This window comes from Brevundimonas goettingensis (genome assembly GCF_017487405.1).
Taxonomy (GTDB): domain Bacteria; phylum Pseudomonadota; class Alphaproteobacteria; order Caulobacterales; family Caulobacteraceae; genus Brevundimonas; species Brevundimonas goettingensis.
Map to the genome: position 1 here is coordinate 2,753,481 of NZ_CP062222.1, position 21,972 is coordinate 2,775,452.

Sequence of the window (21,972 nt, forward strand, 5' to 3'; positions counted from 1 at the left end):
CCACAGGCGCAGCCGTTACTCGGGCGTGAGTTCTGCCCGTTCAGCCCCTTGGCGCGCGATCAGACGCATAGGCCGTCCCCGGACCCACACCCGACCGATCTCGATCGCCGACCACCCTTGCGGGAGGACGATGGGCCGCCGCGGCCAGTTCTGGGGATCGCCGTCGTCAACGACCAGACCCGTCAGGCCGAGCGTCAGACCCAGCAGCATTCCGCCCAGGTTTGCGAAGAAGGGACCCGCAGCGACCTGGCTGTCGGGATGGTCTGGCCGGTATTCGAGGCATTGGTGGAAACGGCCTTTGTCATAAGCCGCATAGCCTTCTTCGAAGAGTTCGAGCGCCAGGTCTCGATCCCCCGCCATCGCCGCCCAGGTCACATAGAGCGCCGGGAACATCGGCGCGCCGACGTAGGCCTTCCAGTGCGCGAGATAGAATTCAAGCGTCGCCTTTCGCTCGATCGCCGGCGCAGGATGGTCGTAGGGAAACAGGCCCGCAAGCGGGGACGGCGTCGCCCCCTTGGGTTCGGAAACGCGGAAGCCGTCGTGGGCGGCGATGACGTGGTCGGACCGCACCGGCAGATACAGATCCCGCGCGGCCTCTTTCCAGGCCTCGGGGATTTCCCGCCCGATCTGCTGGGCTGCATGCGCTGCCCGACGAAGGATTTCGCCTGCCGCCATCAGGGTGAAGGCGTCATTATCCGGGGGTTCGGGAACCTCGGCGGGACCGGTCGCCCGCAGGAGTTCCAGTCCGCGTGAGGTGCGGGTCAGCCGGCTCACAATCCAGTCCGCCACGCCCGACAGCACAGGCCAGGCGGCCTCTTTCAGGAAGGCCTCGTCTCCCGTGACGTCGGCATAGAGGGCAAAGGCGCGGGCCGTGTGCAGTGAGCCGTGATCCTCATGCGCTGCGCTCTCGCCCGCCCCCGGCGCCGCCTCCTGGCCCGACAGGGGCGCTGCTTCCCAGGGAAACTGCGCGCCCTGACGCCCGGACAGTCTCGCATTGCTGCGCGCCGCTGGCAGGCCTCTCGTCCGGAAGTCGAGGATGGCCCGGGCGGCGTCCGGCTGCATGAACAGCAAAGGCGGCACGCAGAAGGCGTCCACGTCCCACATCACATGCCCATAGTAGTAGGTGTAGTCGTGCCAGGTCGCGAGACCGAAGATGGACGTCGCTGCCGGCGAAGCTTCGTGCACCGAGCAGTTGAGATAGAAGACCGCAGCGTCGATGAGCGCCTGATGGCGTTCGCTGGCGCCATGAACAACGATCCGGCTCTTCCAGATGTCCGCCCAGGCCTCCCGGTTGCGCCGTCTGAGCGCATCGAACCCGGTGGCCCGGGCCCGTGCGATCCGCCGGGTCGCCTCTTCGTCAGGCCGTTCGTGCAGCATCGACGGCAGGATCGCGACCATCTGGCGGAGGCGCACAGGCCTGTCGGCCCGGGCGCGCAGCCTGTAGTCGGTTCGCAATGGTCCGGCGGCGTCCCAGGTCTGAACAGTTCGCTCTGCATTTCCCCCTCCGACGATCTCCGTCGAGAGCGCGTAGCCGCACTGGCTCAGGCCGCCTTCGGCCTCCCACAACAGGGACCCGTCGCAGGCCGGCTCGGGTTCGCCTGGCGTGTCGGTGCGCCGACGCGCGACGCGGCCTCTGAGACCGGCCGTTTCGACGATGGCCCTCAGCCCGACCTGGCAGGCGGCCGAGACGCGCACTTCCACTTCCTGCAGCACCACCGCAGGCGCGGATCGGCTGGCGAAAGTCAGAACCACGACCTCCGCCGACACCCCGCCGGCCTCGAAACGAAAGGCGCTTGTCAGCTCTCCCGTCGAGAAATCGTAGCGTTGGACGAGATTTGAAACGGCGGACGGCTGGTCGTTGAGCCAAACGCCATTGAGCGCAAGATCGCCCGCGAGAGGATAGGGCGCCGGCGCCGCAGCCTCGACGCGCCGCTCCGGGTGTTCGCCAGCGAAGCCTGAGACGATCGCCATGCCGGTCTGCAAGGGCTGCTCGCGCACGCGCAGACCGATGACGCCATTGCCGACATAGGCCGGGAGATCGCCGTTGCGAGGTCCGGTTTCATCGGGCGGATTGAGGGGTTCTGTCATCCGCTCAGGCTCCATAGGGCGGATCGACATGGATCCGCGCGTGACCGCCCCGGCGATCGTGTGCGGCGTCGATTTCCCGGATCAGGGCCTCGCCGCGCTCCTGGCCAATGAGTTGCAACAGAGCGTCGATCTTGGCTTCTGTGCGGTCGTCGTTCTCCTTGGAAGCCGGCGATCCAACGTAGAGGAAATAGGCAAGGCCCACGACCTGCCACAGCAGTTGCAGGAACTCGGACTGCCAGTTTTCGAAGGTGTCGCGCCCCATCAGGACGAGGTAGGCGGCCAGTTGCGGCGTGGCCCCATGATCTCTCGCCTCATCGACAAACGCGTACCATCCGAACAGCCAGTGCAGGGCGATCGAGACGAAGAAGAAAGCCAGGGTGATCCAGGCATAGGCATAGCGTCGCATCAGTCCCTCCGTCGGATGTGTCGGGCGAAATGCGTGACAACGGCTCCGGTTTCTCTGTCGCCCAGCCGACGTCCATGTGTTTCAGGGAGGGGCGCCAGGCTTGAGCCTGAGACTCAGGCGACCACTCCTCTCCTGCCAGGCCGCATCGATCCAACCGAGATCGTCCGAACCAGTCCGAAGCCTCAGTTCCTCACGCAGATCGTCCTCCGACACCAGTGCGCGCCGCATCTGTACCGGGTCCGGACGACCGTTCTGCATCAGGGTCCGGGGGTGACCCTCGATCACGCGCGACATCCCGGGGACGTGAAACGCAAGACTGGCGAAACCCCAATGCGACAGAGTTATGACGGCCGCAGCGGCGAGCGCGGGATAAAAGGCCCCGCCCTCCGTAACGCCTCGTCCGAGGACGGCGCCCGTCATGATCGCCAAGAGCGCGTCGAACGGGCTTCCCTGTTTGAGAAAGCGCTTTTTCCCGGCCTTGAGAAGGGCCCAGGCGATGATAAAGCTGAGAGCGGCTCTCGCACATGCGGGTCCGATGCCCTCACCTTGCAACGCGTCGATCATCTGCGCCTCCGCGGCCAAATCTAATCCGTTTACGGACAAGATTTCAGACACAAGCTAGTTCCGACCACCGGCCTCACCGGAATGGTCAAACGCGCGACGCGGTGACGGCCCGCTTCGGTCCTGACGCGAGACGCTTCCAAGGGTCATCATTGGCAAGCGACGGATATTCCCGCGAATGACATCTCCGCGAAGGCCCCGTCATCGTCAGTGACCCAGACCAAGGGGTCGACAGCGGCTTCATACGCAGGACACGAAAACGGGCGGCGCCATCGGCGCCGCCCGCTCTGCCGTCTGGAGGTCAAGCGCCTCAGTGTGCGGCGTCGGCGTTGGCCTCATCGAGTTCATCGACCATATGTTTGTGCATTTCGACGACGGGCAGGGTCTTGGCGGCCCAGCCCTTCAGTCCTGCGTTCGCGCCGACGCGGCCATAGTCGGTAAGCAGCATCGCGGTTTCATTGTGGGCCGCCTCCTGCTGCTGGAGATAGACTCGGTCGAAATCCTGATCGGTCGCGCCGCGCAGGTTGTCGATCAGGCCCTGATGACGCTGATCGAGCGCGGTCGGGATCGCCAGGTTGGCCGCAGCAGCGATCGGTTTCAGCTCGTCGCCCGCCTTGCCATGGTCGGCGACCATCTTGGCCCCGAGCGCCTTGATTTTCGGGTTGGTCGAGCGCTGGGCGGCGATCTGCCCGGCCTGAACCTCGTACATTCCGCCGATCGCTGCGTTGGTTACGAAGCCCTCGTCCGTGGCGGCGCCGGCCGGGGCAGCGACGGTTCCCACAACGCCTGCCGCATGGTCCTGAACCGCGTTTGCAGCCTGGTTCTGTTGGTCTGGCGCTCCGCCCGTTTCCCTGTTGCAGGCGGCGAGCGCCAGAACAGCAGCGCCGGCGACGAGAATGGATTTGTTGATCATGACAGTCTCCCTTTGCGCAGCCAACGCGGTTGAACGGCAACGGTTGCACAAGGCGTTACGCCTCGAGTTGCTCCATCCGACATTGTTCCGGGGCCTTGTCCGGGCGTCGACGCACCAGACGCGTGCCATGGCGGAACCGGTGGTCCGAAACCTGATCGAAGGCGACCTCCACTACTAAGTCCGGACGCAAGGGCGTCCAGACCGTGGAGCGTTCAGTGCTCCAGCGGCTGGGCCCGCCCGGGACCCGTCCCGTGAATCCGTCACCGCCGCGCAGTGCTTCGAGCTCCCGGGTCAGTTCAACCTTGTCGACCCCCGCAAAGCCTGAGGCATGGCCGACGTGATTCAGCCGACCCTGATCATCGTACAGGCCCAGAAGAAGAGAGCCGACGATCGGTCCGGACGAAGCGTAGCGAAAACCGCCGACGACGCAGTCGGCGGTGCGGCCGCGCTTGACCTTGATCATCGCTCGCTCGCCTTCGAGGTAGGCGCCGTCGATCGACTTGGCGACCACGCCTTCGAGACGCCCGTCTGTCAGCCATCCCTCGGCGCGCGTCTGATCGTCCGTGCCGGGCGTGAGGGTCAGATCCGGCGTCTGATGGCGCTTGAGAAACCGCTCAAGCCTGGCGTGACGCTCCGACCAGGACAAGGGCCGCAGGTCCGAGCCGTCGACGTCCTCGACCATATCGAACAGCGCGAAGACGGCCGGGGTCTCGCGCGCAAGCCTTTGAATGCGGCTTTCTGCGGGATGAAGACGCGCCTGAAGCACTTCGAACGAAAACGTCTCCCCGTCCCGCGCCAGCAACTCTCCGTCGATCCCGAATACATCGTCGGACAGCGCTGCAAGTCGCTGGACCACCTCGGGGAAAAAGCGGTTCAACAGCTTTCCGGACTTGGCGACGAGCTCGACCTTGGGACCAGCCTTGAAGGCCAGGCAACGAAAGCCGTCCCACTTGGGTTCGTACCACCAACCGGGACCGCCCGGCAGTGTTGGTCGCGAACGCGCCTCCATCGGTGTGCCGTGTAGAAGTCGCACCGTGCCGCCTCAGATCCGAACGTCGCCGGGCCGGGGACCTCCCGCCCTAAGGCCAGGCTCCGCCGGGGCTCCGATCGGTGTCGACGCGGGGACTCCCGCAAAGCCGAAAACCGGTGCTTCGACCGTTCCAACGAACTGGTCGCCATTGAAAACGTGTGCATGGCGGGCTCGCGGGTGAGCGTGCAGCCGGTCGCGCGCCTCGGTCAGAGCCGTATCCGGGTCAACAGCGTCAAGCACGTCCATCTCGGGCGCTTCGTTGTCGCGGCCGTTAAAGCTGAAATAGATCATCGTCTTCTCCTCGAAGGTCGCGGCTATGGCCTTCCGGTTCAACAGCGCCCGGCGCCCGTCGTTCCCGACGCCCCTGCCCGGCCTTTCGGCGTGGCGCCTTTGCAAGGCCCGGCGAGGCGAGGCCCGCAGCCAGACGCGCGGCGTTCGGGAACGAACCAGTCGGGCCAAGGTTTCGGGTTTATGCCCCGATACTTCTTCAGCACTGCGAACGGCCACCGGATCAAGGACGACGAAGGCGACATCCTCGCGAACGATACGGCGGCCCGCCACATGGCGATCGAAATCCTTTCCGAGGTTTTGCCGTCACAGCGCGAGCATCTCGGCGAGGGTGGGCGATACAGCGTCATTGTCGCGGACGACCAGGCCAATCCGCTCTATGAGATAACCGCGACGGCGAAACGCTATGCTCAATAGCCGGTCGGCAAGGTTCACGATGGAACCTGGTCGGCGATCGGGAAACCACATGTCCGCCCAGTTTCAGAATCAGGTCCTTTCCAATCTCGGCGAAGACGATCTCGCAGCGCTTCTGCCGCACCTTGTGGCCGTGACGCTCAGGAAGGGCGACGTCCTCACCGAGCAGGACGGGCCGGTCGACGAAGTCTATTTTCCCGGCACCGCCGATCTGGCGAACGTCATGATGTTCGCAGACGGCCGTGCGGTTGAAACCTCGACGGTTGGCTCCGAAGGCGTTTCGGGCCTGGCGGCCTTTCTGGCCGGCGCCCCTTGCTCGTGGCGGGTCGTCGTCCAGATCGAGGGCACAGCATGGAAGTTGGCTGCCGATGTCCTTCGCCGCCAGATTCAGGCCAGCCCGGCCCTGCTCGCGCGCGCGCTCGAACTGACCCATGACTACCAGTCGCAGGCCGCCCAAACAGCGGCCTGCAACGCTATTCACGAGGTCGCGCCGCGTCTCGCGCGCTGGCTGCTTCTCGTCCAGGATCGCACGGATCAATCTGAGATACTGCTCACCCAGGGGGACATCGCCACGCTGCTCGGGGTCCAACGCACGACCATCAACGCCGCGGCGTCCGAACTCAGGAGCGCGGGTGCGATCGACTATCGTCGCGGCAGGGTCCACATCCTTGACCGCACGGCTCTAAGGGGCGTCGCTTGCAGCTGTTACGAGGCCCAGCGGCGTCGCTCTCAAGCTCTGGGGATCGTGACCCGCTTCCAGCGCGTGGACCGGTCATCTCCTTCTTGAGCTTTGAGGCTCTATGCTGGCTGGCAGTCGTGCCTGCTGCGCCGGTTGATGGCGAATGGACACGCTCGGTGGTCCCGCCCGAGGCGGCAATCGATGCAGGTCGTGGCGCCGGGCAGGGCCGACGTCGTACCGCGGGAGGCCTCGTCCCCACGTCCGGTCCGGTCAGCCCCGCCCTCGCCTACGGCATCCGGGCGCAGGCGTAGAGCGTACCTTCAATCTCGAATCCGTCGGTATTCGTGGTCAACGCGTGTACCGATCGAACTCTTCGCGATATCGCGCCGTGAGCCGCTCCGGATGTTCGGCCTTCTCTTGCAGCGTCAGGAACCAACTGCTTTCCTCTTCGAACATATGCGTCAGGACCGCCCCTTCGATATGTTCCCACTTGTCGAGCCACTCGGGTTTTGACGGAGCGATATTTTCCAACTCCGCCATCTGGGCCTTGGCTGTGGTCTGCTCGAGATAGGCGTGGGCGGCGTGGGCCTTCTCCCCGGCCTGTCCGAGCGCCGGGTACAGCACAAGCTCTTCGGCCAGGGAATGACCGTTGAGAACCACCGCAAGCGCCTTCATCGCCGCCGTTCGATCACTCGCCGACTTGGCTCGGCGACCCACCTCGAACGCCTCGCGGATCTGATCGTGGTGGTCCAGAACCGCCGCCAGCCACCCTTGAGGCGCCGCAACAGCCCGCGCCTTTTCTGTCGCCTCTGCCCGGTGTTGAGCGCCGGGGATCGGGGTGATGGCGGCCAGCGCCTTGTCGATGATGGACATCTGCTTTCTCTCTCAATCCAATCGGATAATCAGAAGACGGTGCGAACCGACGGTTCGCGATCCCACAGCCGCCCAACACCCGCTGTCTTGACGAATGTGGCTCCAGCACCTTTGCCGAGGGCGACGACGCCTGCATCGGGAACCACGCCCGCCTTATCGAGGAGCGGCTGGGAGGCCCGCGAATGACCGATGACCTTCAGATGGACAAAGGCGTTATGGACGAAGTCGATCGCCGAGGCCTCCTTGAGCAACTGGGCGGCTCCCTCTTCGGACGCTGCGACCACGACGGCGTCGAAGAGCACCGATGGCCCGCCCTGGAGCTGGTAGTCTGCAGCCTGGGTCGCGCCGTCGGACAAGGTCACGCCGCCGACGGTCGGCGCGACGACAAGGAACTTCGCTCCGGCGTCCGTCACCGCGTCGCGTACGGCGTTGACAAGAGATGCGTCTGATCCCTCCGTGACCAGACAGCCGACCATCCGGCCAAGGAGCGATGGCGTCGTCTTGGCCAGAATGCTGAGCGCCGGCGAGAGTTCGAGATCCCGCCGCGTCGGCTGAGCGGCGTCGACGACCGGGATGGCGCCCGCAAAGCCAAGACCCGTCGCTACCCGGGTCGCGATCGACGTCTCGATATTCGAGAGATGACCCAGCATTCGCTCGCGGATTTCCGCCGTCTCGACCTTGCTCAACTCAAACACCAGGGCGTTGATGATGTGGTTCTGCTCCGGCTCGGTCTGGCTCAGGAAGAACTGGCGAGCCTGGCTGTAGTGATCCGAAAAGGTTTCCGAGCGGGCTCTGAGCTTTGTCCCTTCCACCGGGGCAGGGAAGGATTTGAAACCGGCGACAGGATCCTCGCGGGCGTTGCGAGGATCCAGGAGGCTGGGCTGATAGGCGACCCGTCCCTTGGGGACGGTCATCTGCATATGGCCATCCCGCTGGAAGTTGGCGAAGGGACACCCCTTGGGCTGATTGATCGGAATCTGGTGGAAGTTAGGGCCGCCAAGCCGAATGAGTTGGGTGTCGTGGTAGGAGAAGTTGCGACCATGCAGCAGGGGGTCGTCGCTGAAGTCGATGCCCGGCGGCACATTCGCGGTGCAGAACGCGACCTGTTCGGTCTCGGCGAAATGGTTGTCGATATTACGATCCAGCACCATCCGGCCGATGATCCGCAAGGGAACGAGCTCCTCGGGGATCAGCTTGGTAGAGTCGAGGTGGTCGAAGTCGAAGCTGTCGGCGAAAGCCTCGTCGAACAGCTGGACGCCCAGCTCCCACTCCGGGAAATCGCCTTTGTCGATCGCATTCCACAGATCACGGCGGTGATAATCGGGATCGGCGCCGTTGATCTTGACCGCCTCGTCCCAAAGCACCGATTGGGCGCCGAGCTTCGGCCGCCAGTGAAACTTCACGAAGGTCGACCGACCTTGCGCATCGACCAGTCGGAAGGTGTGAACGCCGAAGCCCTCGATCATCCGGTAAGACCGGGGCAGCGTCCTGTCCGACATGATCCACATGATCATGTGCATGGATTCCGGCGTCATCGCGATGAAATCCCAGAAGGTGTCGTGAGCTGTCTGGGCTTGCGGGAACCCGCGATCCGGCTCGGGCTTGGCGGCGTGAATGATGTCGGGGAACTTGATCGGATCCTGAATGAAGAAGACCGGGATGTTGTTTCCAACGAGGTCCCAATTGCCGTCCCTGGTGTAGAACTTGACGGCGAATCCGCGCACGTCGCGCGCGAGATCCATCGAGCCCTTCGAGCCCGCGACCGTCGAGAAGCGCACGAACACTTCGGTCTTTTCCCCCACCTCGCCCAGGATGCGCGCGGTCGTCAGATCGGCGAGGGAATCGGTCAGTTCGAAGAAGCCGTGGGCGCCCGTCCCACGGGCGTGAACGACTCGTTCGGGGATCCGCTCGTGGTCGAAATGCGTGATCTTCTCGCGCAGGATGAAGTCTTCAAGCAGGGTCGGCCCGCGCGGTCCCGCTTTCAGCGAGTTCTGATCGTCAGCGATCACATGACCCATGTTGGTGGTCAGCCGCAACTGGTGGCCGGAAGCAGTCTGATGCACCTCTCCACCCACGCCTGTCGTGATTTCGGGCGCGGCTGAGACTTTCGCCGTTCGGGCCGTCGTCGTTGCAGGACCCGGCTTCGGCGCAGCAGGGCGGGCTGAGGAGGACTTGGAGGATTTTGCCATGACGAGCTCCGGCGATGTCGGGATCACGGCTGCGGCGCCGCCCTTCCAGAACCCGGCTGGTTCCTTTCGGTTCACGACAAAGCCGCGTAACTCCAAGGACTTATGTGTCGGGTACCCCACACTGATGCAGCGAGGGATGCTCATCATGCGGGCCTCGATTACAAACCCGTCGTCATTCAGGGACTTGGCGACCGATCTGGTGGCCAACGCCTGGTCTGGCCGGCCCCAGTGTGAGTAATGCATGGCGTCGGATTATCCGCCGCGCTTCCATCTACGCGCTATTTTAAAAACGCCCTTCTTCACTCTCTTCGGCGTCGCCGCATCTGCGATTGCGGCGGACCGGGTCGGGGCTGCCGTGCCCTCAATTCCCCAGCGGCGGTGAGCAGGCGTCCGCGTTCAGGTCTCGCTCCCACCGCCCGCTTCCACCGAAAGGCCGCCCTCGCAAGGTGGCATGAGACCCGGGAGATCACGCTGGACTCAGATCCATTCCGTTCGCCCAAGGCCCGCCACTTTCGATGAGGGTGAAGCGGACCGGGAACCGGAGAACCACGCCCTCGTTTGGGGCTCCGCACGGAGGCTGTCGCTTGGGTCCCTACTACTGCATCCTGATTACGCCCGGCGTGCCGGCGCGAGAAATCGCGGTCCTGACGCTGCCGACGATGCTTCGGCGCGCGTCCAGGCGCGGTGCGTTGCCCATTGTTGGCCGGGCTTCGAGACCGTCGTCGTCTACGAGGGCGAGCGCCTTGTCGCCGTGGTTTCCAATCCGGTCCTCGGCTTCGCGTCAGACCCGTTTGATATGATCAACGTCTTTGACCAGCGCGACCGAGCGGCGTGAACGCGACGAGGATCACCATGCTGGGCGACTCTCTCACCGCAGGCTACGGCTTGCGACGCGATGAGTCCCTTCCTGTTCGCCTTCAGGCCGAGCTCGCCGCCCTTGGCACGTCCGTCCAGGTCACCAACGCGGGGATATCCGGCGACACCACCGCCGATGGCCTGAGGCGGGTCGACCGATCGGTTCCGTCGGATACGCGCTTGTGCATCGTGGCTCTGGGAGCGAACGACATGATGCAGGGTGTCGCAACCCCGACCGTGCAACGCAATCTGGAGGCCATCCTGGATCGCCTCGCCGGCCGGTCCATACCGGCCATGATCTGCGGAATGCGCGCGCCGCCTTGGCTGGGCCTTTACGCAATCGCATTCGATCGGGTCTTCGCCGACGTCGCCCGCGAACGCCGTGTGCCGTTCGATCCCTTCCTGCTCGAAGGCGTTGCGCTGGATTTCCGATTTACCCTACCGGACCGGATCCACCCCAACGGCCCGGGGATAGCGAAGGTGGCGCGCCGACTGGCTCCGCAGGTCGTGGAGGCCATGACGCCATGAACCGCCCCAGGTCCGCCCGTCCAACCCGTCCTCGATCCCCAGAAGCAGAACGCCCCCATGCCCGCCTCCGCCGTCTCTGAACTCGTCAATGCCCTTACATCTCGGTCCTGTTGAGCCGGTGTCGTGAGCCGAACGCCTCTACTGGAGCGGGCCTACGACCTGGCCCGAAGCGGCGCGTGCGCGACGGTGAAGGAGATCAAGGCGCGCTTGAAGGCTGAGGGCTATGAGCACGTCAATTCTCATCTCGACGGAGTGGGAATCCGCAATGCGCTCAGAGACCTTTGCCGATCCCCCTTTTCTGAGCGGGAACAATAGCGACGGCGAGGCTGGTCTATCCGTGCGGTCTGGAAAACAAGTCATTGTACAGTCCGGCTCTTGTCTCGACACGACTTAGGAACCGCGCCCGGAGGCGCTCGTTGCGGATGCATGGCGAGATATTCATTTCAGACGGAAGGCGGCATCGGGGACAATGCCCCGGTCGAGATCGAGATCAGATCGTTCAGGGAAGCGCAGATTGAGGCCGTGGCCTTTCTGGGTGAAACCCTGCGCGATCGACCTGAACAGTTCTGGGCGCGTCAGGAAGCGACACTGACTGTCAGTGACGACGCCGGCCTGGTCCTCTTCCGCTTGAACCTGATTGCCCGATCGTTTGATGCCGGCCACTGAGCGGTGTTTCTAGATGCTCCTCGGCGCCGAGGGATCTGGATCGCCGGTTTGAGGGCGGCGTCGACGCGCCGCCTCGTGCCGATCAAGGCGCACGCCGACCGAACTCGTTTCGGAGTGGCGAAGATCAGGGAGATCAGCCCACCGCCTCAGTCACGGAGTCTTTAGACCGGCCGGAGGCCGGCGGACGCGTGGAGACGCGGGCGTGCGCGGACAAACGCCAGGGTCCGTCCCACCCCAACACCTTGGCCTTTGGGGCCCTCATGGCGGTCATGCACTCTTGGGAACCGATGGCCGAGACGTCGATTTGATAGTCATGACCCGACTGCTGCAGGACAAAGACGAGCACTGGCGCAAGCGCCCGAACGGCGCGACGCCGGTTTTTGACCCTGGTCTGTCGCCGCTTGGAACAGACTCCGAAGCCGGCGGCGCCCGCGCGCCAGTGGCGTCGACCAACCGGTCCGGCCCCGTCCAGCCTCTTCCCGCGACACCTCGCCTGCCCAAACATGACCCCCGCTTGCCAATCTGGTTCTGGTGGTCAACCGCGGGCGCAATCGGGATCGCGCTTGTCGTGTTCGCAGTCGTAAGTTTCGCCTAGCGTCTGCGGCGGCCGGTGGCTGTTTGCAGACACCTCCCCTGCCAGCTGCAAGGCCACTTTTGATGGCGCAAGCGCCTGCGCTGACCAAGGGCATGACTGCTCTGGGGGAATGACCACAGAAACAACGCGCCGTCGGTGTTTTCCTCAGCGATCCAGGCCATGCGTCCCGGTGTTCATTGTGAAGCCATCGTCTTCCTCAATGCGAGGGCGCTCGCCAGGATGGCCCCGGCGACCGCAAAAACCATGCCGGGGTGGAGGCTTGCGCCGGTGAAGAGACTGAAGGGTCTGGACGGCTCGAAGCGGGAGAGGGTCTCCCCGCCAGGTCCTGGCGCACCCAGGTTGTTTGTAAGGCTCGGCCGTCGCTTTCTATCCCGCAGCAGAGCCGGGACGAGCGATGAGATCCGGTCGGCCAGACCCGGGCTATGGGCCGCCGCGAGAATCTGCAGGAAGCCGACACCGCCCACGGTGATTTCCCGACGCGGTCGTTGAACCGCATGCAGGACAGCCCGCGCCACAACGCCTGGACCGTAGGCCGGGGGCGGAACCCGGGCGGCGACGCCCAGATGGTTAGCCGCATGTTCAGCCAGGGGCGTACCGACCCCGCTTGGCTTGATAAGGGTCACGCTGACCGGATCCCCGGCCGCCAAAAGCTCGATACGCAGCGAGTCGATATACCCCTTCACTGCGTGTTTGGACGCCGCATAGGCTCCGAGGACCGGAGCCCCCAGATCCGAGGCAACCGATCCTACGGTGACGAATGCGCCACCCTGACGCAACAAGGGGACGGCGAGGCGCGCAGCATTGACCACCCCCCAATAGTTGGTCCGAAACAACCGCTCGTGCTCCATGGGCGGGGTCTCCAACAGAGGGACATAGATCGCGACACCCGCTGAGTTGATCCAGCTGTCGATCCGTCCGTATCGCGCCACGCACTGATTGGCGGCGGCGCGCAACGCGGCCTCATCACCGACATCGGCGGCTGCGAAATCGGCGGCGTATCCAGCGCCACGCAGGCTGTCGCAAATCGACGCAAGACCGTCCGCATTTCGCGAAATCAGGAACACCTTCGCGCCGGCGCGCGCGGCGCGGCGCGCGATCTCAAGCCCGATCCCGGAGCTGGCGCCCGTAATGACGATCGTCTGTTGAGACAGGGGCTTGAGCGAACGGGGCATTGACCCTCCGGAGAGATACGCACGACCCCGGCTGCGGAGGTGTGTGGAGACGCGATCGGGCGGGCCGTACGCCGCCCACCATAATCAGTGAGGCAGGAGAACGACCTTGGTCCATTCGTTCTGGTTGGTCTTGAAGTTCTTGTAGCCCTCGGCGGCCTGTTCCAGCGGCAGCCGGTGGGAGATCAGGTCGGTGGTGTCGATCTTGTTGTCGAGGATGAGCTGCAGCAGATCGGGCAGATAGTTCTGCACATGAGTTTGCCCCGTCTTCAGCGTCAGCCCCTTCTCCATGAAGGCGCCGATCGGCCACTTGTCCGCAACGCCGCCGTAGACGCCCGGAACCGACACGGTGCCGCCCTTGCGGACCGCCATGATGGTCTCGCGCAGGACGTGGGGGCGGTCGGTGCCGAGGATTTTCGTTTCCTGTTTCACCGCGTCGATGATGTTGTCGGGGGAGAAGCCGTGCGACTCCATCCCGACCGCGTCGATACAGCTGTCAGGCCCGATGCCCGCCGTCATCTCCATGAGGGCCTCACGGACCTTCACCTCGTGGAAGTTCAGCACTTCGGCGCCGTTCTGCTTCGCCAGTTCGAGGCGGCGGGGGTGATGGTCGATGGCAATGACCCGTCCGGCGCCCATCAGGATGGCCGACTTGATGGCGAACAGGCCCACCGGCCCGCACCCCCAGATCGCGACCGTGTCGCCCGGCTTGATCTGGGCGTTCTCCGCCGCCATCCAGCCGGTGGGGAAGATGTCCGACAGGAACAGCACCCGCTCGTCTGAAACGCCGTCCGGAATCTTGATCGGCCCATAGTCCGAATAGGGCACTCGCGCATATTCGGCCTGGCCGCCCGCGTAGCCACCCGTCAGGTGCGAATAGCCGAAGGCGCCGGTCATGGCGTAGCCGTAGGCGACTTCCGAGGCGTCGGCCTTTTCGGCCGGATTGGAGTTGTCGCAGGCGGCCGGCATCTTGTGATCGCAGAAGAAGCATTTTCCGCAGGCGATGACGAAGGGCACCACCACCCGGTCTCCGGGCTTCAGGGTGGTGTTGGCCGGACCGACCTCCTCGACGATCCCCATGAATTCATGGCCGAGGATATCGCCGTTCGACATGCCGGGGATCATGCTGTCGTAGAGGTGGAGGTCGGAGCCGCAGATGGCGGTCGCCGTGATCTTGATGATCGCGTCGCGGGGATTGACGATCTGGGGGTCGGGGACGGTGTCCACCTGAACATTGTGTTTGCCGTGCCAGGTCAGTGCGCGCATGGGGGGTCTTTCGGAAAATGAGGGTTCGGCGGAAGCCGGAAATCAGAAGTGACGGTCGCCGCGGGGCGCGGCGTCGGGCGCTTTCGACGTCGAGATCTCGCCGGTCTCCATCAGCTGTTTGAAGCGACGGAGCTCTCGCCGGGCCTGGATCCGCGGCTCACGCTGGAGAACCTTGGCGACCACCTTGCCGACCGCCCCCGCCGGGGGGTCGTAGCTGATGAAGAGCCGCACCTCGGTCCCGCGCCCGAAAGCATTGTCCTTGAACTCGATCCAGCCCTCGTGATCGACGTCCGAACCCTCGCTGGAGGTCCATGCGATCCGCTGACCAGGCACGTCTTCGGTGATTTCGGAGACCAGCTGAATGTCCATCCCTCCCGGCCCGACGATGGTCCATTGGGACCGGCCGGTCTCGAGAATATCGACCGCCTTCACATTCTCCATGAAGCTCGGCAGGTTGGTGATGTCGCTCCAGTAGTCGTACAGGTCCTGGCGCGGGCGGTTGATCAAGGCCGCGCGGATGCTGGCCGCGGAATGCTCGCCTTCGACCAGATCCTTGTCGATGAAGGCGGGCGAAGCGACCTCGGCGTCGGTCGAAATCGGGTCGGTTTCGGGCATGAAGCTCTCCGTATGCTCGTTCCCCAATCCGCGTGGTCCGAAGCCGTTCCAGCGCGGCCATACGGAATCGCGATCGGCGGCGTTCGATTTTCCGAACCGGAGAAAGCTGGAGATCCGCGGGCCGGACACAGCACTGGGCCGGACAGCAGCGGCGTTCGCTGAAGGTCCCGACCCGGTTCATCATGGGCCGGGAGCCGGACCCCCACCCTGCTCGCTCGAGCGTCGCGAGGCGCGTGAATGGAGGATTGCAATGCCGCGTGGAGACAAGTCGGCCTATACCGACAAACAGGAACGAAAAGCCGACCACATCGCCGAAGGCTATGAGAAACGAGGCGTGTCGGACAAGGAGGCCGAGCGTCGCGCGTGGGCGACGGTGAACAAGGATGATGGGGGCGGAAAAAAATCGGGCTCGGGACGCGGCAAGCACACCAGCCAACCTGCCGCCCACGAGGGAGGGCGCAAGGGCGGCGCAGCGTCTACGTCGCGCTCGGCGGCCGACAAATCCGCCGCCGCGAAGAAAGGCTGGGAGACGCGGCGCAAGCGATCGGGCTGACGCCTCGCCAGCTGCCCTGGCGCGGGACATTCACGAGCGCTGGGCCTGCAGGCGAAAACCGGCACTGGGAAAACCGGATCCTCGACCGGCGGCCACTCTCGGCGCGACGCCTTGCCGACTGGACGTCCTGAGCGCCGGCGCCCCCGGTGAAGGATCAGCGAAAAGCGGAGCGGATCGTTAGCTGCGCGATAAATCGAAGGATGATGGGAAGGGGTCGGTCTGCGGCCCTTGAAGCCTTTCCGCGAAACTGCGGATCGCGAGGTTATAAAGCTCTGCGCGCTCGAGGAAGCCCATGTGGTTGACGCCGTCGATGATTTCGACGCTGCCCGATCCCTCCCGTGCAATGCGTTCGCTAGCCTCGGCCTTGGTAATCACATCGGCGGAACCGCCCAGCACGAGAAGCGGGATGTCCAGCGTCGCCAGGGCGCCGGCGGCGTCCCAGTCGAACATGGCGAGGTTGCCCCTGGCCTGAACGCCGGGCGCGTTGCGTGTGGTCAACAGGGTCGTGTGCTCAAGCTGGCTGCGTGTTACGAAGCGGCCAAAGCCGAAGCGGTTGGCGATATGGGCCGCCCCGCTGAGATAGCTTTGCCAGGCGCCCAGCCAGAAAAGGGCTTGAAGCCAGGTCATCAAATGAAAGACCGGTTCCAGGACGGGTTTACGGAGGGCCGTCAACGCCTTCGAGAAGATCATGGTCCGAAGCGGGTTTGTGTAGGTGGTATTGATCAGGACGATGCCCGCCACCCGTTTGCGGACGAAGTCCGGCGCGTCACGCACCAGCGTCTGGATCGTCATACCTCCGATGCTGTGACCCACAAGGATGACCCGCGTCTCGCCGACGTGATCGATTACCGCTCGCAGGTCCTCGGCGAAGGCTGGCAGGGTCACCCCGGAAGGTCCGACCTTCGAACGGCCGAGACCGGGAAGATCCCACAACACCAGCCGATGGTCCTCGCCCAGGTCTCGCGACGCATAGTCCCAGATCGTACTGTCGAGGCCCCACCCATGCGTCAGGATGATCGGAAGGCCGCCGCCGCCGCCCCGCGTCTCGACCCAGAGCTCAGCGTCGGAGCCCGCGACGCGCACACCGGCCTCGCGTCGAGGACGCGATGGATCGGTATCGCCGCGGGCCAAGAACAATGTCGCCGGAAGCCGGCCGAGGAAGGACCAGGTCAGAAGGCCGAGACCGGTCCACAGCCGCCAATCGTCCCGCACGAATATCAGACCTCGACCGTCCCCCGCCGGCGCCAGCCGGCCGCCCCACCACGACCAGATCAACCACCCGGCCAAAGCCAAGACCAAAAGCGAGATCAGGCCGAAGACGGTTTTCAGGACAGGGACGAGGGGCATCACGACTCCTTGGGATGGCAATCCAATCCTGTCCGCCCCCCGTTGTTCCCGAAATTTTGCGAAGGATTACAATGTCGTGCACCTGACACACCAGAGGGGTCAGCCACACTTTTGAACCCTCGCATCGGCCTTACGGGTCGTGACGGGTCTAAGTTCCGCGCCTATTGATCCCACACAGGCCGGCCGGTTCCAGGCGGCGCAGGCGCGCTTCATTCCGTCAGTATCAAACGGCATGACGATGCGGCCGTCCCGGGTCACACAGATCAAACCCCCGTCGCCACCGCGGGCGCGGACCGTGTCCAGCACGGCCAAAGCGGCCTCATCCAGGCCCTGGCCGCCGTATTTCAGCCGGGCGGCGAGATCCGCAGCCGCGTTCGCACGGATGAAGGCTTCTCCTTCGCCCGTGCACGACACTGCAATCGATCCGTCGGCCCAGGTCCCGGCCCCGATCAGAGGGCTATCACCGACCCGGCCAGACAGCGCGCCGTAGGTCCCTCCCGTGGACGTGGCAGCGGCCAGACGACCGTCCTGATCCAGCGCGACGGCGCCGACGGTCCCGTGCCCGTCCGCAAGGTCATCAGGATCGAACCCGTCAGGCGTCGTCAACCACAAGGTCAAGTCCGTCACGCGCTCGCAGCCCACATCGGAGGCGAAGGTCTGGGCCCCCTGCCCGACAAGGAGAACTGGAGATCCGCGATCCAGCAGTCGTCGGGCGACGCGGACAGGGGAAGCCATCCCTTGAAGCGCCGCCACCGCGCCCGCCCTTCCCCCATGACCGTCCATCAGGCTGGCGTCGAACTCGACCTGGCCGAGGGCGTTGGGCGCGGAGCCTCGACCCGCGACGAACAGTCCAGAGGCCTCCATCTCGGCCGTGAGATCCTCCACGACGTCGAGAGCCGGCTGACCCCTCCGCAGACGGGCCGCGCCTTGTTCTACAAGTTCGGCCAGACAAGCCTCGGCCCTGCCGTAGTCGCGGCCCACTTTGACCCCGGCGCCCCCATGCAGCGCCAGCGCCCAACGAGGCGCCCCTTCGTCAGTCATCTCCGTATCACCCTCCAGCGACGGCTTGCTGCTTTACGCCGCATCAAGACCCTGTCTTTGGCGGTCGCGCCCCATGGTCGTCCTGGCCGGGCGAGGGGCGTCGCGCATCCAGATCAAAACGGTCTCCACTTGACAGGACGTGCATCCGCACATCAAACATCGACAAGGCGCGATCCGAGCGGGCCTCGGCGATATTGGAGTGGGTCGCGGTCTCTCCATCCACGACGTAGGCCGCGCCGCTGCCCAGGACCCGCAGTCGCCGCCCCTCCACCACTACGGCCGTATTTTCGTCGATCCCGATCCCGAGAAGGCGGGGATTGTGCGCAACCGCGCCAAGAAGACGTCCATATCGCCCCCGCTCCGCGAAATGCTGGTCGATGATCACGTCCCTGACCAGACCCAGCCCGGGCGCCATGTGAAGTTCGCCGATCCTGTAGGACTCCGAACTCGCGCCCTTGACCAGCATGGTCTCGCTCATCACCGAGGCGCCGGCGGAAGTTCCGGCGATCACCGCGCCTGATGCATGCATCTCCCGGATTCGACGTTCGACCGGCGTGTCGCCGATCTGGCTCGAAATCCGCAGTTGGTCGCCGCCGCTGAAGAAGATCCCCCCTGCGTTTTCCAGGATCGCCAACGCTGCTTCCGACTGGCTCTCGGAGCGCTCCTCGACGTAAAGTTCGACGAGTTCACCGACACCGAGACCTTCAAAGCCCTTTCGGTAGCTTTCAAAATACCCTTCAGGTTCATGGGAGGCGACGGTCGCGATCACGAGCTTCCGGCCCTGTACCCGCTCTGCGACGGCCTTGAGAATAACCCGCTCGCCTTCCTTGTCCTCGTGGCCGCCTATGATGATGAGGGGACCGGCGTCAGCCATGGGCGGGTTCCAGTATCGCATAGGCCGGTGGCGGAGCATCCGGCGTTTCCGGGGAGTAATCGAGCACCTGTCGCCAGACGGAATCGATGCGGGTGGGCGTCAGGACAACCATGTCGCCGGGACGGGCCATGCGCAGACATTCCAGCACAGCCTCCTCCTCGCGCACCACGCCGCGGATACGGTCCGGGGCGCAGCCAGCTTCCAGCGCACCTTCGGTCAGCAGTCGAATGACCTCCCCCGTCGGTCGACCCCGGTTGTCGGGCGTCTCACGAAACACGAGGTCGTCGAAATATTCGGCGCCGATGCCGCCCATCGCGAGAATCTCTTCGTTGCGTCGGTCCCCCGGGACGCTGAGCATGGCGATGGTGCGCCCCGTCTCGGGCCGGGCGGCCTGAATAAGCCGGCCCAGAGCGCGCAAGCCCTCGGGGTTGTGGGCATAATCCATGATGATCCTTACGCCATGGGCGTCATGAACGTTCAATCGTCCAGGGTTCTGCTCATAGGTCGAGGCGAAGCCGCCGAGCGCTTCGGCGATCCGATCGGGTTCGACGCCGGCGCCGTAGGCCATGGCCGCCGCCGCGAGCGCGTTCGCGACGTTGAAAGCGGCATGTCCGCCCAAGGTTGCAGGGATGTCCGCAGCGCGACACACCCGGCGAGACTGTCCGTCGTCATACAAGGTCAACCAGCCGTCGGCGGGATCGTAAAGGGCCGCCAGCCCCCTGTCGGCGATATGCCTGCGCACAAAGCCCGGCAGTTCAGCGCCGCCCCGCATGGAGAACCAGCAGACACGACCGCCGGCGTGACGAGCCATCCGGACCGTAAGCCGGTCGTCTGCATTGAGAACGCTGACGCCGCGGCGCGACACCGTCTCCGTCACCACCGATTTTACCGACGCGAGATCTTCAAGGGTGTCGATTCCCTTGAGACCCAGATGATCGGGTTGGACGTTCAGGACGGCGCCCACGTCGCAACGGTCGAATGCCAGACCTTCGCGAAGAATCCCGCCCCGGGCGCACTCCAGGACCGCGACCTCCACGGTGGGATCGCGCAAGACGAGCCGCGCGCTCTTGGGGCCGCTGGCGTCACCGGCATAAACGCGCTCGTTTCCGATGTAGACGCCGCTCGTATTGGTCAGCCCGACGGTCTTTCCCTCGCACTGGAAGATCCGGAAGAGCATTCGGCCCACCGTCGATTTGCCGTTGGTGCCGGTCACGGCGAGGACCGGAATGCGGGCGCGCGAGCCGGTCGGATACATCATCCTGACGATCGGTTCGGCTACGTCGCGCGGCTCCCCTTCAGACGGGTCCAGATGCATGCGCAGACCCGGGGCGGCGTTCACCTCGACGATTCCTCCGCCCGTCGCGCGAACAGACTGTGTGATGTCGGGCGCGAGAAGATCGATACCCGCCACGTCGAGCCCCACGGCCAGGGCGGCGCGTCGCGCGATCGAGGCGTTGTCAGGGTGGATGTCGTCGGTGCGGTCGACCGCGGTTCCCCCTGATGACAGATTGGCCGTGGTGCGCAGAGTGACGAAGCGACCCGCCTCTGGAATGCTGTTCGCATCGAGGCCCTGCCGCGCCAGCACGTCGCGGGCCGCAGCATCGTCGATACGGATCCTGGTCAGCACGTTTTCGTGGCCATCGCCGCGTCTCGGGTCGGCATTGACCGCCTCGACAAGGGCCATGACCGAGCGCCGGCCATCACCGATCACATGCGCCGGCACACGTTCGGCGACGGCGACGACCTTTCCATCGACCACCAGCACCCTGTGGTCGCGCCCGGGAAGCTGTTCTTCGAGAATGACGCTGCGACTATGCATGGCTGCGAGATCGAACGCGGCGCGGATGGCGTCCGCCTCGACCAGACCTGTGGTCACGCCGCGTCCGTGGTTGCCGTCGAGGGGCTTGACGACGAGAGGAGGCTTGAGCCGGGCGGCGGCCTCAACGGCCTCGTCAGCCGTCCGTATGACGACGCCGCGGGCGACCGGGCAGCCGATCGCTTCAAGCAGGGCCTTCGCCTGGGCCTTGTCTCCGGCCAATTCGGCCGCCACCAGGCCTGTCCGGTCCGTAACGCTCGCCCGCAGCCGACGCTGGTTTGCGCCCTGACCCAGCTGGATCAGGCTTTGTCCGTTCAGTCGCGCGATGGGAATGCCGCGCCGGCGCGCCGCGTTGACAAGCGCCTGGGTGCTGGGTCCCAGCGCGCCTCGCCGCACCGAGGCGCGCAGGACCGGCAAGGCCGCCTCCACAGTCGCGATCTGCGAAACGTCTGTCTCGGGACCAGGCGAAGCCAGCCGGTCAAACCCGCGATGGCCGCGCAGGGTCTCAGGCAGAAGTCTGTCCAGGATCTGAAACGCCAGCCGCCCTGCAAGAAGCCCCGTCTGCTCGTCCGCATAGGCGAACATCACGTTGTACACCCCCGGCCGTCCTTTGACGGAGCGCGTCTTGCCGCGGGTGGCCCTGCCGCCGGCCTGGGTTTGCAACTCGAGCGCCACGTGCTCTGCGATGTGCCCGAACCAGGTGCCCGCCTCGAGCCGCCGAACGAATCCTCCAGGCTCTCCATAACAGCAACCGTGGCGGGCGAGCCCCGGGAGGGCAGTCAGCAAGGCAGCGTTAAAGCCCTCCAGGCGGTCGCTCGGCCAGGCTTCGAGACGGCCGAGATCGACCTGGAGCCGCACCATGGGCCTCTGCCCGTAACGGTGCGGTCCACGGTATACGCCCCACTCCAGCAGTTGAAGATCCGCGTTTGCCTCCGCCGTCACGCCGCCAGGCTCCGCGCCGCGCCCGTCGTCATGCCGCGCGCAATCGCGCGCACCACGAGAGCTGCCGCCAGAGCGCGCGTTGGGGCGACGTCGGCGATCAGGATCTGGCCGCTTTCACGGTCCGTCAGGCGCCATGCCCAGCCACCGTCGGCGGCGGTGATGGACCAGTTGCATCCGGTCTCGGTCATTGAATTTCCTCCGTGCGGGAGACTTCAAACCCAGAGGGATCACGTGAGTTCCTGAGTCCTGAACCCGACGCATCGT

At 65.0% G+C, this 21,972-nt stretch carries 21 protein-coding genes; 6 read left to right on the forward strand and 15 right to left on the reverse strand.

The genetic code is table 11. The features are described 5' to 3' along the window. Positions 1–15: 15 nt before the first annotated feature. The 5 genes from IFJ75_RS13350 to IFJ75_RS13370 all read right to left on the reverse strand — a co-directional run bounded on the left by IFJ75_RS13350 (position 16) and on the right by IFJ75_RS13370 (position 4,977). Positions 16–2,088 (reverse strand): glycoside hydrolase family 65 protein, encoded by a 2,073-nt coding sequence (locus tag IFJ75_RS13350; protein ID WP_225896817.1) that lies wholly within the window; start codon positions 2,086–2,088, stop codon positions 16–18. A 4-nt stretch (positions 2,089–2,092) separates the two neighbouring features. Next, positions 2,093–2,494: a DUF6766 family protein gene (locus tag IFJ75_RS13355; protein WP_207868678.1), complete on the reverse strand. Its 402-nt coding sequence runs from the start codon at positions 2,492–2,494 to the stop codon at positions 2,093–2,095. A gap of 81 nt (positions 2,495–2,575) precedes the next feature. Further along, the gene (locus tag IFJ75_RS13360; RefSeq protein ID WP_207868679.1) at positions 2,576–3,058 is read right to left on the reverse strand and encodes a DUF421 domain-containing protein; all 483 of its coding nucleotides are present in this window, start codon (positions 3,056–3,058) and stop codon (positions 2,576–2,578) included. Positions 3,059–3,365: 307 nt separating this feature from the next. Further along, on the reverse strand, positions 3,366–4,019 hold the full coding sequence (locus IFJ75_RS13365) for a DUF4142 domain-containing protein (RefSeq protein WP_207868680.1): 654 nt from the start codon (positions 4,017–4,019) through the stop codon (positions 3,366–3,368). A 4-nt stretch (positions 4,020–4,023) separates the two neighbouring features. Further along, entirely contained in the window at positions 4,024–4,977 is a 954-nt protein-coding gene (locus IFJ75_RS13370) for an ATP-dependent DNA ligase (protein ID WP_207868681.1), read from the reverse strand. A gap of 183 nt (positions 4,978–5,160) precedes the next feature. On the opposite strand from IFJ75_RS13370, the gene IFJ75_RS13375 reads away from it, so the two are divergent. Continuing rightward, positions 5,161–5,703: a DUF6894 family protein gene (locus tag IFJ75_RS13375; RefSeq protein ID WP_207868682.1), complete on the forward strand. Its 543-nt coding sequence runs from the start codon at positions 5,161–5,163 to the stop codon at positions 5,701–5,703. A 49-nt stretch (positions 5,704–5,752) separates the two neighbouring features. Then, a complete protein-coding gene (locus tag IFJ75_RS13380; RefSeq protein WP_207868683.1) occupies positions 5,753–6,487 on the forward strand; it encodes a Crp/Fnr family transcriptional regulator in 735 nt (244 codons plus the stop codon). A 240-nt stretch (positions 6,488–6,727) separates the two neighbouring features. Here the strand turns inward: IFJ75_RS13380 and IFJ75_RS13385 are convergent, their stop codons facing one another. Together IFJ75_RS13385 and IFJ75_RS13390 are read right to left on the reverse strand one after the other, a co-directional pair. Next, positions 6,728–7,252, reverse strand: coding sequence for a hemerythrin domain-containing protein (locus IFJ75_RS13385; RefSeq protein ID WP_207868684.1), 525 nt, complete (start codon positions 7,250–7,252; stop codon positions 6,728–6,730). Positions 7,253–7,281: 29 nt separating this feature from the next. After that, the gene (locus tag IFJ75_RS13390) at positions 7,282–9,684 is read right to left on the reverse strand and encodes a catalase (protein WP_318781002.1); all 2,403 of its coding nucleotides are present in this window, start codon (positions 9,682–9,684) and stop codon (positions 7,282–7,284) included. 609 nt (positions 9,685–10,293) lie between these two features. Here IFJ75_RS13390 and IFJ75_RS13395 point away from each other — a divergent pair. The 3 genes from IFJ75_RS13395 (at position 10,294) to IFJ75_RS13405 (ending at position 12,085) form a co-directional block, all read left to right on the forward strand. Next, complete coding sequence (locus IFJ75_RS13395) at positions 10,294–10,824, forward strand: arylesterase (RefSeq protein ID WP_225896818.1); 531 nt, start codon at positions 10,294–10,296, stop codon at positions 10,822–10,824. Between the two features lie 426 nt (positions 10,825–11,250). Then, entirely contained in the window at positions 11,251–11,490 is a 240-nt protein-coding gene (locus IFJ75_RS20205; protein WP_404822031.1) for a DUF6894 family protein, read from the forward strand. A 313-nt stretch (positions 11,491–11,803) separates the two neighbouring features. Continuing rightward, the gene (locus IFJ75_RS13405; protein WP_207868687.1) at positions 11,804–12,085 is read left to right on the forward strand and encodes a hypothetical protein; all 282 of its coding nucleotides are present in this window, start codon (positions 11,804–11,806) and stop codon (positions 12,083–12,085) included. A gap of 173 nt (positions 12,086–12,258) precedes the next feature. Here the strand turns inward: IFJ75_RS13405 and IFJ75_RS13410 are convergent, their stop codons facing one another. The 3 genes from IFJ75_RS13410 to IFJ75_RS13420 form a co-directional block, all read right to left on the reverse strand. After that, positions 12,259–13,257: an SDR family oxidoreductase gene (locus tag IFJ75_RS13410; RefSeq protein ID WP_207868688.1), complete on the reverse strand. Its 999-nt coding sequence runs from the start codon at positions 13,255–13,257 to the stop codon at positions 12,259–12,261. An 84-nt stretch (positions 13,258–13,341) separates the two neighbouring features. Then, on the reverse strand, positions 13,342–14,520 hold the full coding sequence (locus tag IFJ75_RS13415) for a zinc-dependent alcohol dehydrogenase (RefSeq protein ID WP_207868689.1): 1,179 nt from the start codon (positions 14,518–14,520) through the stop codon (positions 13,342–13,344). Between the two features lie 42 nt (positions 14,521–14,562). Then, complete coding sequence (locus IFJ75_RS13420) at positions 14,563–15,135, reverse strand: SRPBCC family protein (RefSeq protein ID WP_207868690.1); 573 nt, start codon at positions 15,133–15,135, stop codon at positions 14,563–14,565. On the opposite strand from IFJ75_RS13420, the gene IFJ75_RS19760 reads away from it, so the two are divergent. Further along, a complete protein-coding gene (locus tag IFJ75_RS19760) occupies positions 15,134–15,688 on the forward strand; it encodes a hypothetical protein (RefSeq protein ID WP_225896819.1) in 555 nt (184 codons plus the stop codon). The genes IFJ75_RS13420 and IFJ75_RS19760 overlap by 2 nt on opposite strands. A 177-nt stretch (positions 15,689–15,865) precedes the next feature. On the opposite strand, the gene IFJ75_RS13430 is transcribed toward IFJ75_RS19760, so the two are convergent. The 5 genes from IFJ75_RS13430 to IFJ75_RS13450 form a co-directional block, all read right to left on the reverse strand. Then, a complete protein-coding gene (locus IFJ75_RS13430) occupies positions 15,866–17,035 on the reverse strand; it encodes an alpha/beta fold hydrolase (protein WP_207868691.1) in 1,170 nt (389 codons plus the stop codon). Between the two features lie 99 nt (positions 17,036–17,134). After that, on the reverse strand, positions 17,135–18,076 hold the full coding sequence (locus IFJ75_RS13435; RefSeq protein ID WP_207868692.1) for an isoaspartyl peptidase/L-asparaginase family protein: 942 nt from the start codon (positions 18,074–18,076) through the stop codon (positions 17,135–17,137). Positions 18,077–18,119: 43 nt separating this feature from the next. Further along, complete coding sequence (locus tag IFJ75_RS13440) at positions 18,120–18,950, reverse strand: cyanophycinase (protein WP_225896820.1); 831 nt, start codon at positions 18,948–18,950, stop codon at positions 18,120–18,122. Then, positions 18,943–21,627 carry a cyanophycin synthetase gene (gene cphA, locus IFJ75_RS13445; RefSeq protein ID WP_263972984.1) on the reverse strand — a complete coding sequence of 895 codons (2,685 nt, stop codon included), beginning with the start codon at positions 21,625–21,627 and terminating at the stop codon, positions 18,943–18,945. Before cphA ends, IFJ75_RS13440 begins: the two co-directional genes overlap by 8 nt. A gap of 77 nt (positions 21,628–21,704) precedes the next feature. Further along, on the reverse strand, positions 21,705–21,896 hold the full coding sequence (locus tag IFJ75_RS13450; protein WP_207868695.1) for a hypothetical protein: 192 nt from the start codon (positions 21,894–21,896) through the stop codon (positions 21,705–21,707). Between the last annotated feature and the right edge of the window lie 76 nt (positions 21,897–21,972).

What these genes read in the sequence shown, in the direction of transcription:
- IFJ75_RS13350 (WP_225896817.1), bottom strand. Translation starts at nt 2,088, where the DNA reads ATGACAGAACCCCTCAATCCGCCCGATGAAACCGGACCTCGCAACGGC.
- IFJ75_RS13355 (WP_207868678.1), bottom strand. Translation starts at nt 2,494, where the DNA reads ATGCGACGCTATGCCTATGCCTGGATCACCCTGGCTTTCTTCTTCGTC.
- IFJ75_RS13360 (WP_207868679.1), bottom strand. Translation starts at nt 3,058, where the DNA reads ATGATCGACGCGTTGCAAGGTGAGGGCATCGGACCCGCATGTGCGAGA.
- IFJ75_RS13370 (WP_207868681.1), bottom strand. Translation starts at nt 4,977, where the DNA reads ATGGAGGCGCGTTCGCGACCAACACTGCCGGGCGGTCCCGGTTGGTGG.
- IFJ75_RS13375 (WP_207868682.1), top strand. Translation starts at nt 5,161, where the DNA reads ATGGCGGGCTCGCGGGTGAGCGTGCAGCCGGTCGCGCGCCTCGGTCAG.
- IFJ75_RS13380 (WP_207868683.1), top strand. Translation starts at nt 5,753, where the DNA reads ATGTCCGCCCAGTTTCAGAATCAGGTCCTTTCCAATCTCGGCGAAGAC.
- IFJ75_RS13385 (WP_207868684.1), bottom strand. Translation starts at nt 7,252, where the DNA reads ATGTCCATCATCGACAAGGCGCTGGCCGCCATCACCCCGATCCCCGGC.
- IFJ75_RS13390 (WP_318781002.1), bottom strand. Translation starts at nt 9,684, where the DNA reads ATGCATTACTCACACTGGGGCCGGCCAGACCAGGCGTTGGCCACCAGA.
- IFJ75_RS13395 (WP_225896818.1), top strand. Translation starts at nt 10,294, where the DNA reads ATGCTGGGCGACTCTCTCACCGCAGGCTACGGCTTGCGACGCGATGAG.
- IFJ75_RS20205 (WP_404822031.1), top strand. Translation starts at nt 11,251, where the DNA reads ATGGCGAGATATTCATTTCAGACGGAAGGCGGCATCGGGGACAATGCC.
- IFJ75_RS13405 (WP_207868687.1), top strand. Translation starts at nt 11,804, where the DNA reads ATGACCCGACTGCTGCAGGACAAAGACGAGCACTGGCGCAAGCGCCCG.
- IFJ75_RS13410 (WP_207868688.1), bottom strand. Translation starts at nt 13,257, where the DNA reads ATGCCCCGTTCGCTCAAGCCCCTGTCTCAACAGACGATCGTCATTACG.
- IFJ75_RS13415 (WP_207868689.1), bottom strand. Translation starts at nt 14,520, where the DNA reads ATGCGCGCACTGACCTGGCACGGCAAACACAATGTTCAGGTGGACACC.
- IFJ75_RS19760 (WP_225896819.1), top strand. Translation starts at nt 15,134, where the DNA reads ATGAAGCTCTCCGTATGCTCGTTCCCCAATCCGCGTGGTCCGAAGCCG.
- IFJ75_RS13420 (WP_207868690.1), bottom strand. Translation starts at nt 15,135, where the DNA reads ATGCCCGAAACCGACCCGATTTCGACCGACGCCGAGGTCGCTTCGCCC.
- IFJ75_RS13430 (WP_207868691.1), bottom strand. Translation starts at nt 17,035, where the DNA reads ATGCCCCTCGTCCCTGTCCTGAAAACCGTCTTCGGCCTGATCTCGCTT.
- IFJ75_RS13435 (WP_207868692.1), bottom strand. Translation starts at nt 18,076, where the DNA reads ATGACTGACGAAGGGGCGCCTCGTTGGGCGCTGGCGCTGCATGGGGGC.
- IFJ75_RS13440 (WP_225896820.1), bottom strand. Translation starts at nt 18,950, where the DNA reads ATGGCTGACGCCGGTCCCCTCATCATCATAGGCGGCCACGAGGACAAG.
- cphA (WP_263972984.1), bottom strand. Translation starts at nt 21,627, where the DNA reads ATGGTGCGGCTCCAGGTCGATCTCGGCCGTCTCGAAGCCTGGCCGAGC.
- IFJ75_RS13450 (WP_207868695.1), bottom strand. Translation starts at nt 21,896, where the DNA reads ATGACCGAGACCGGATGCAACTGGTCCATCACCGCCGCCGACGGTGGC.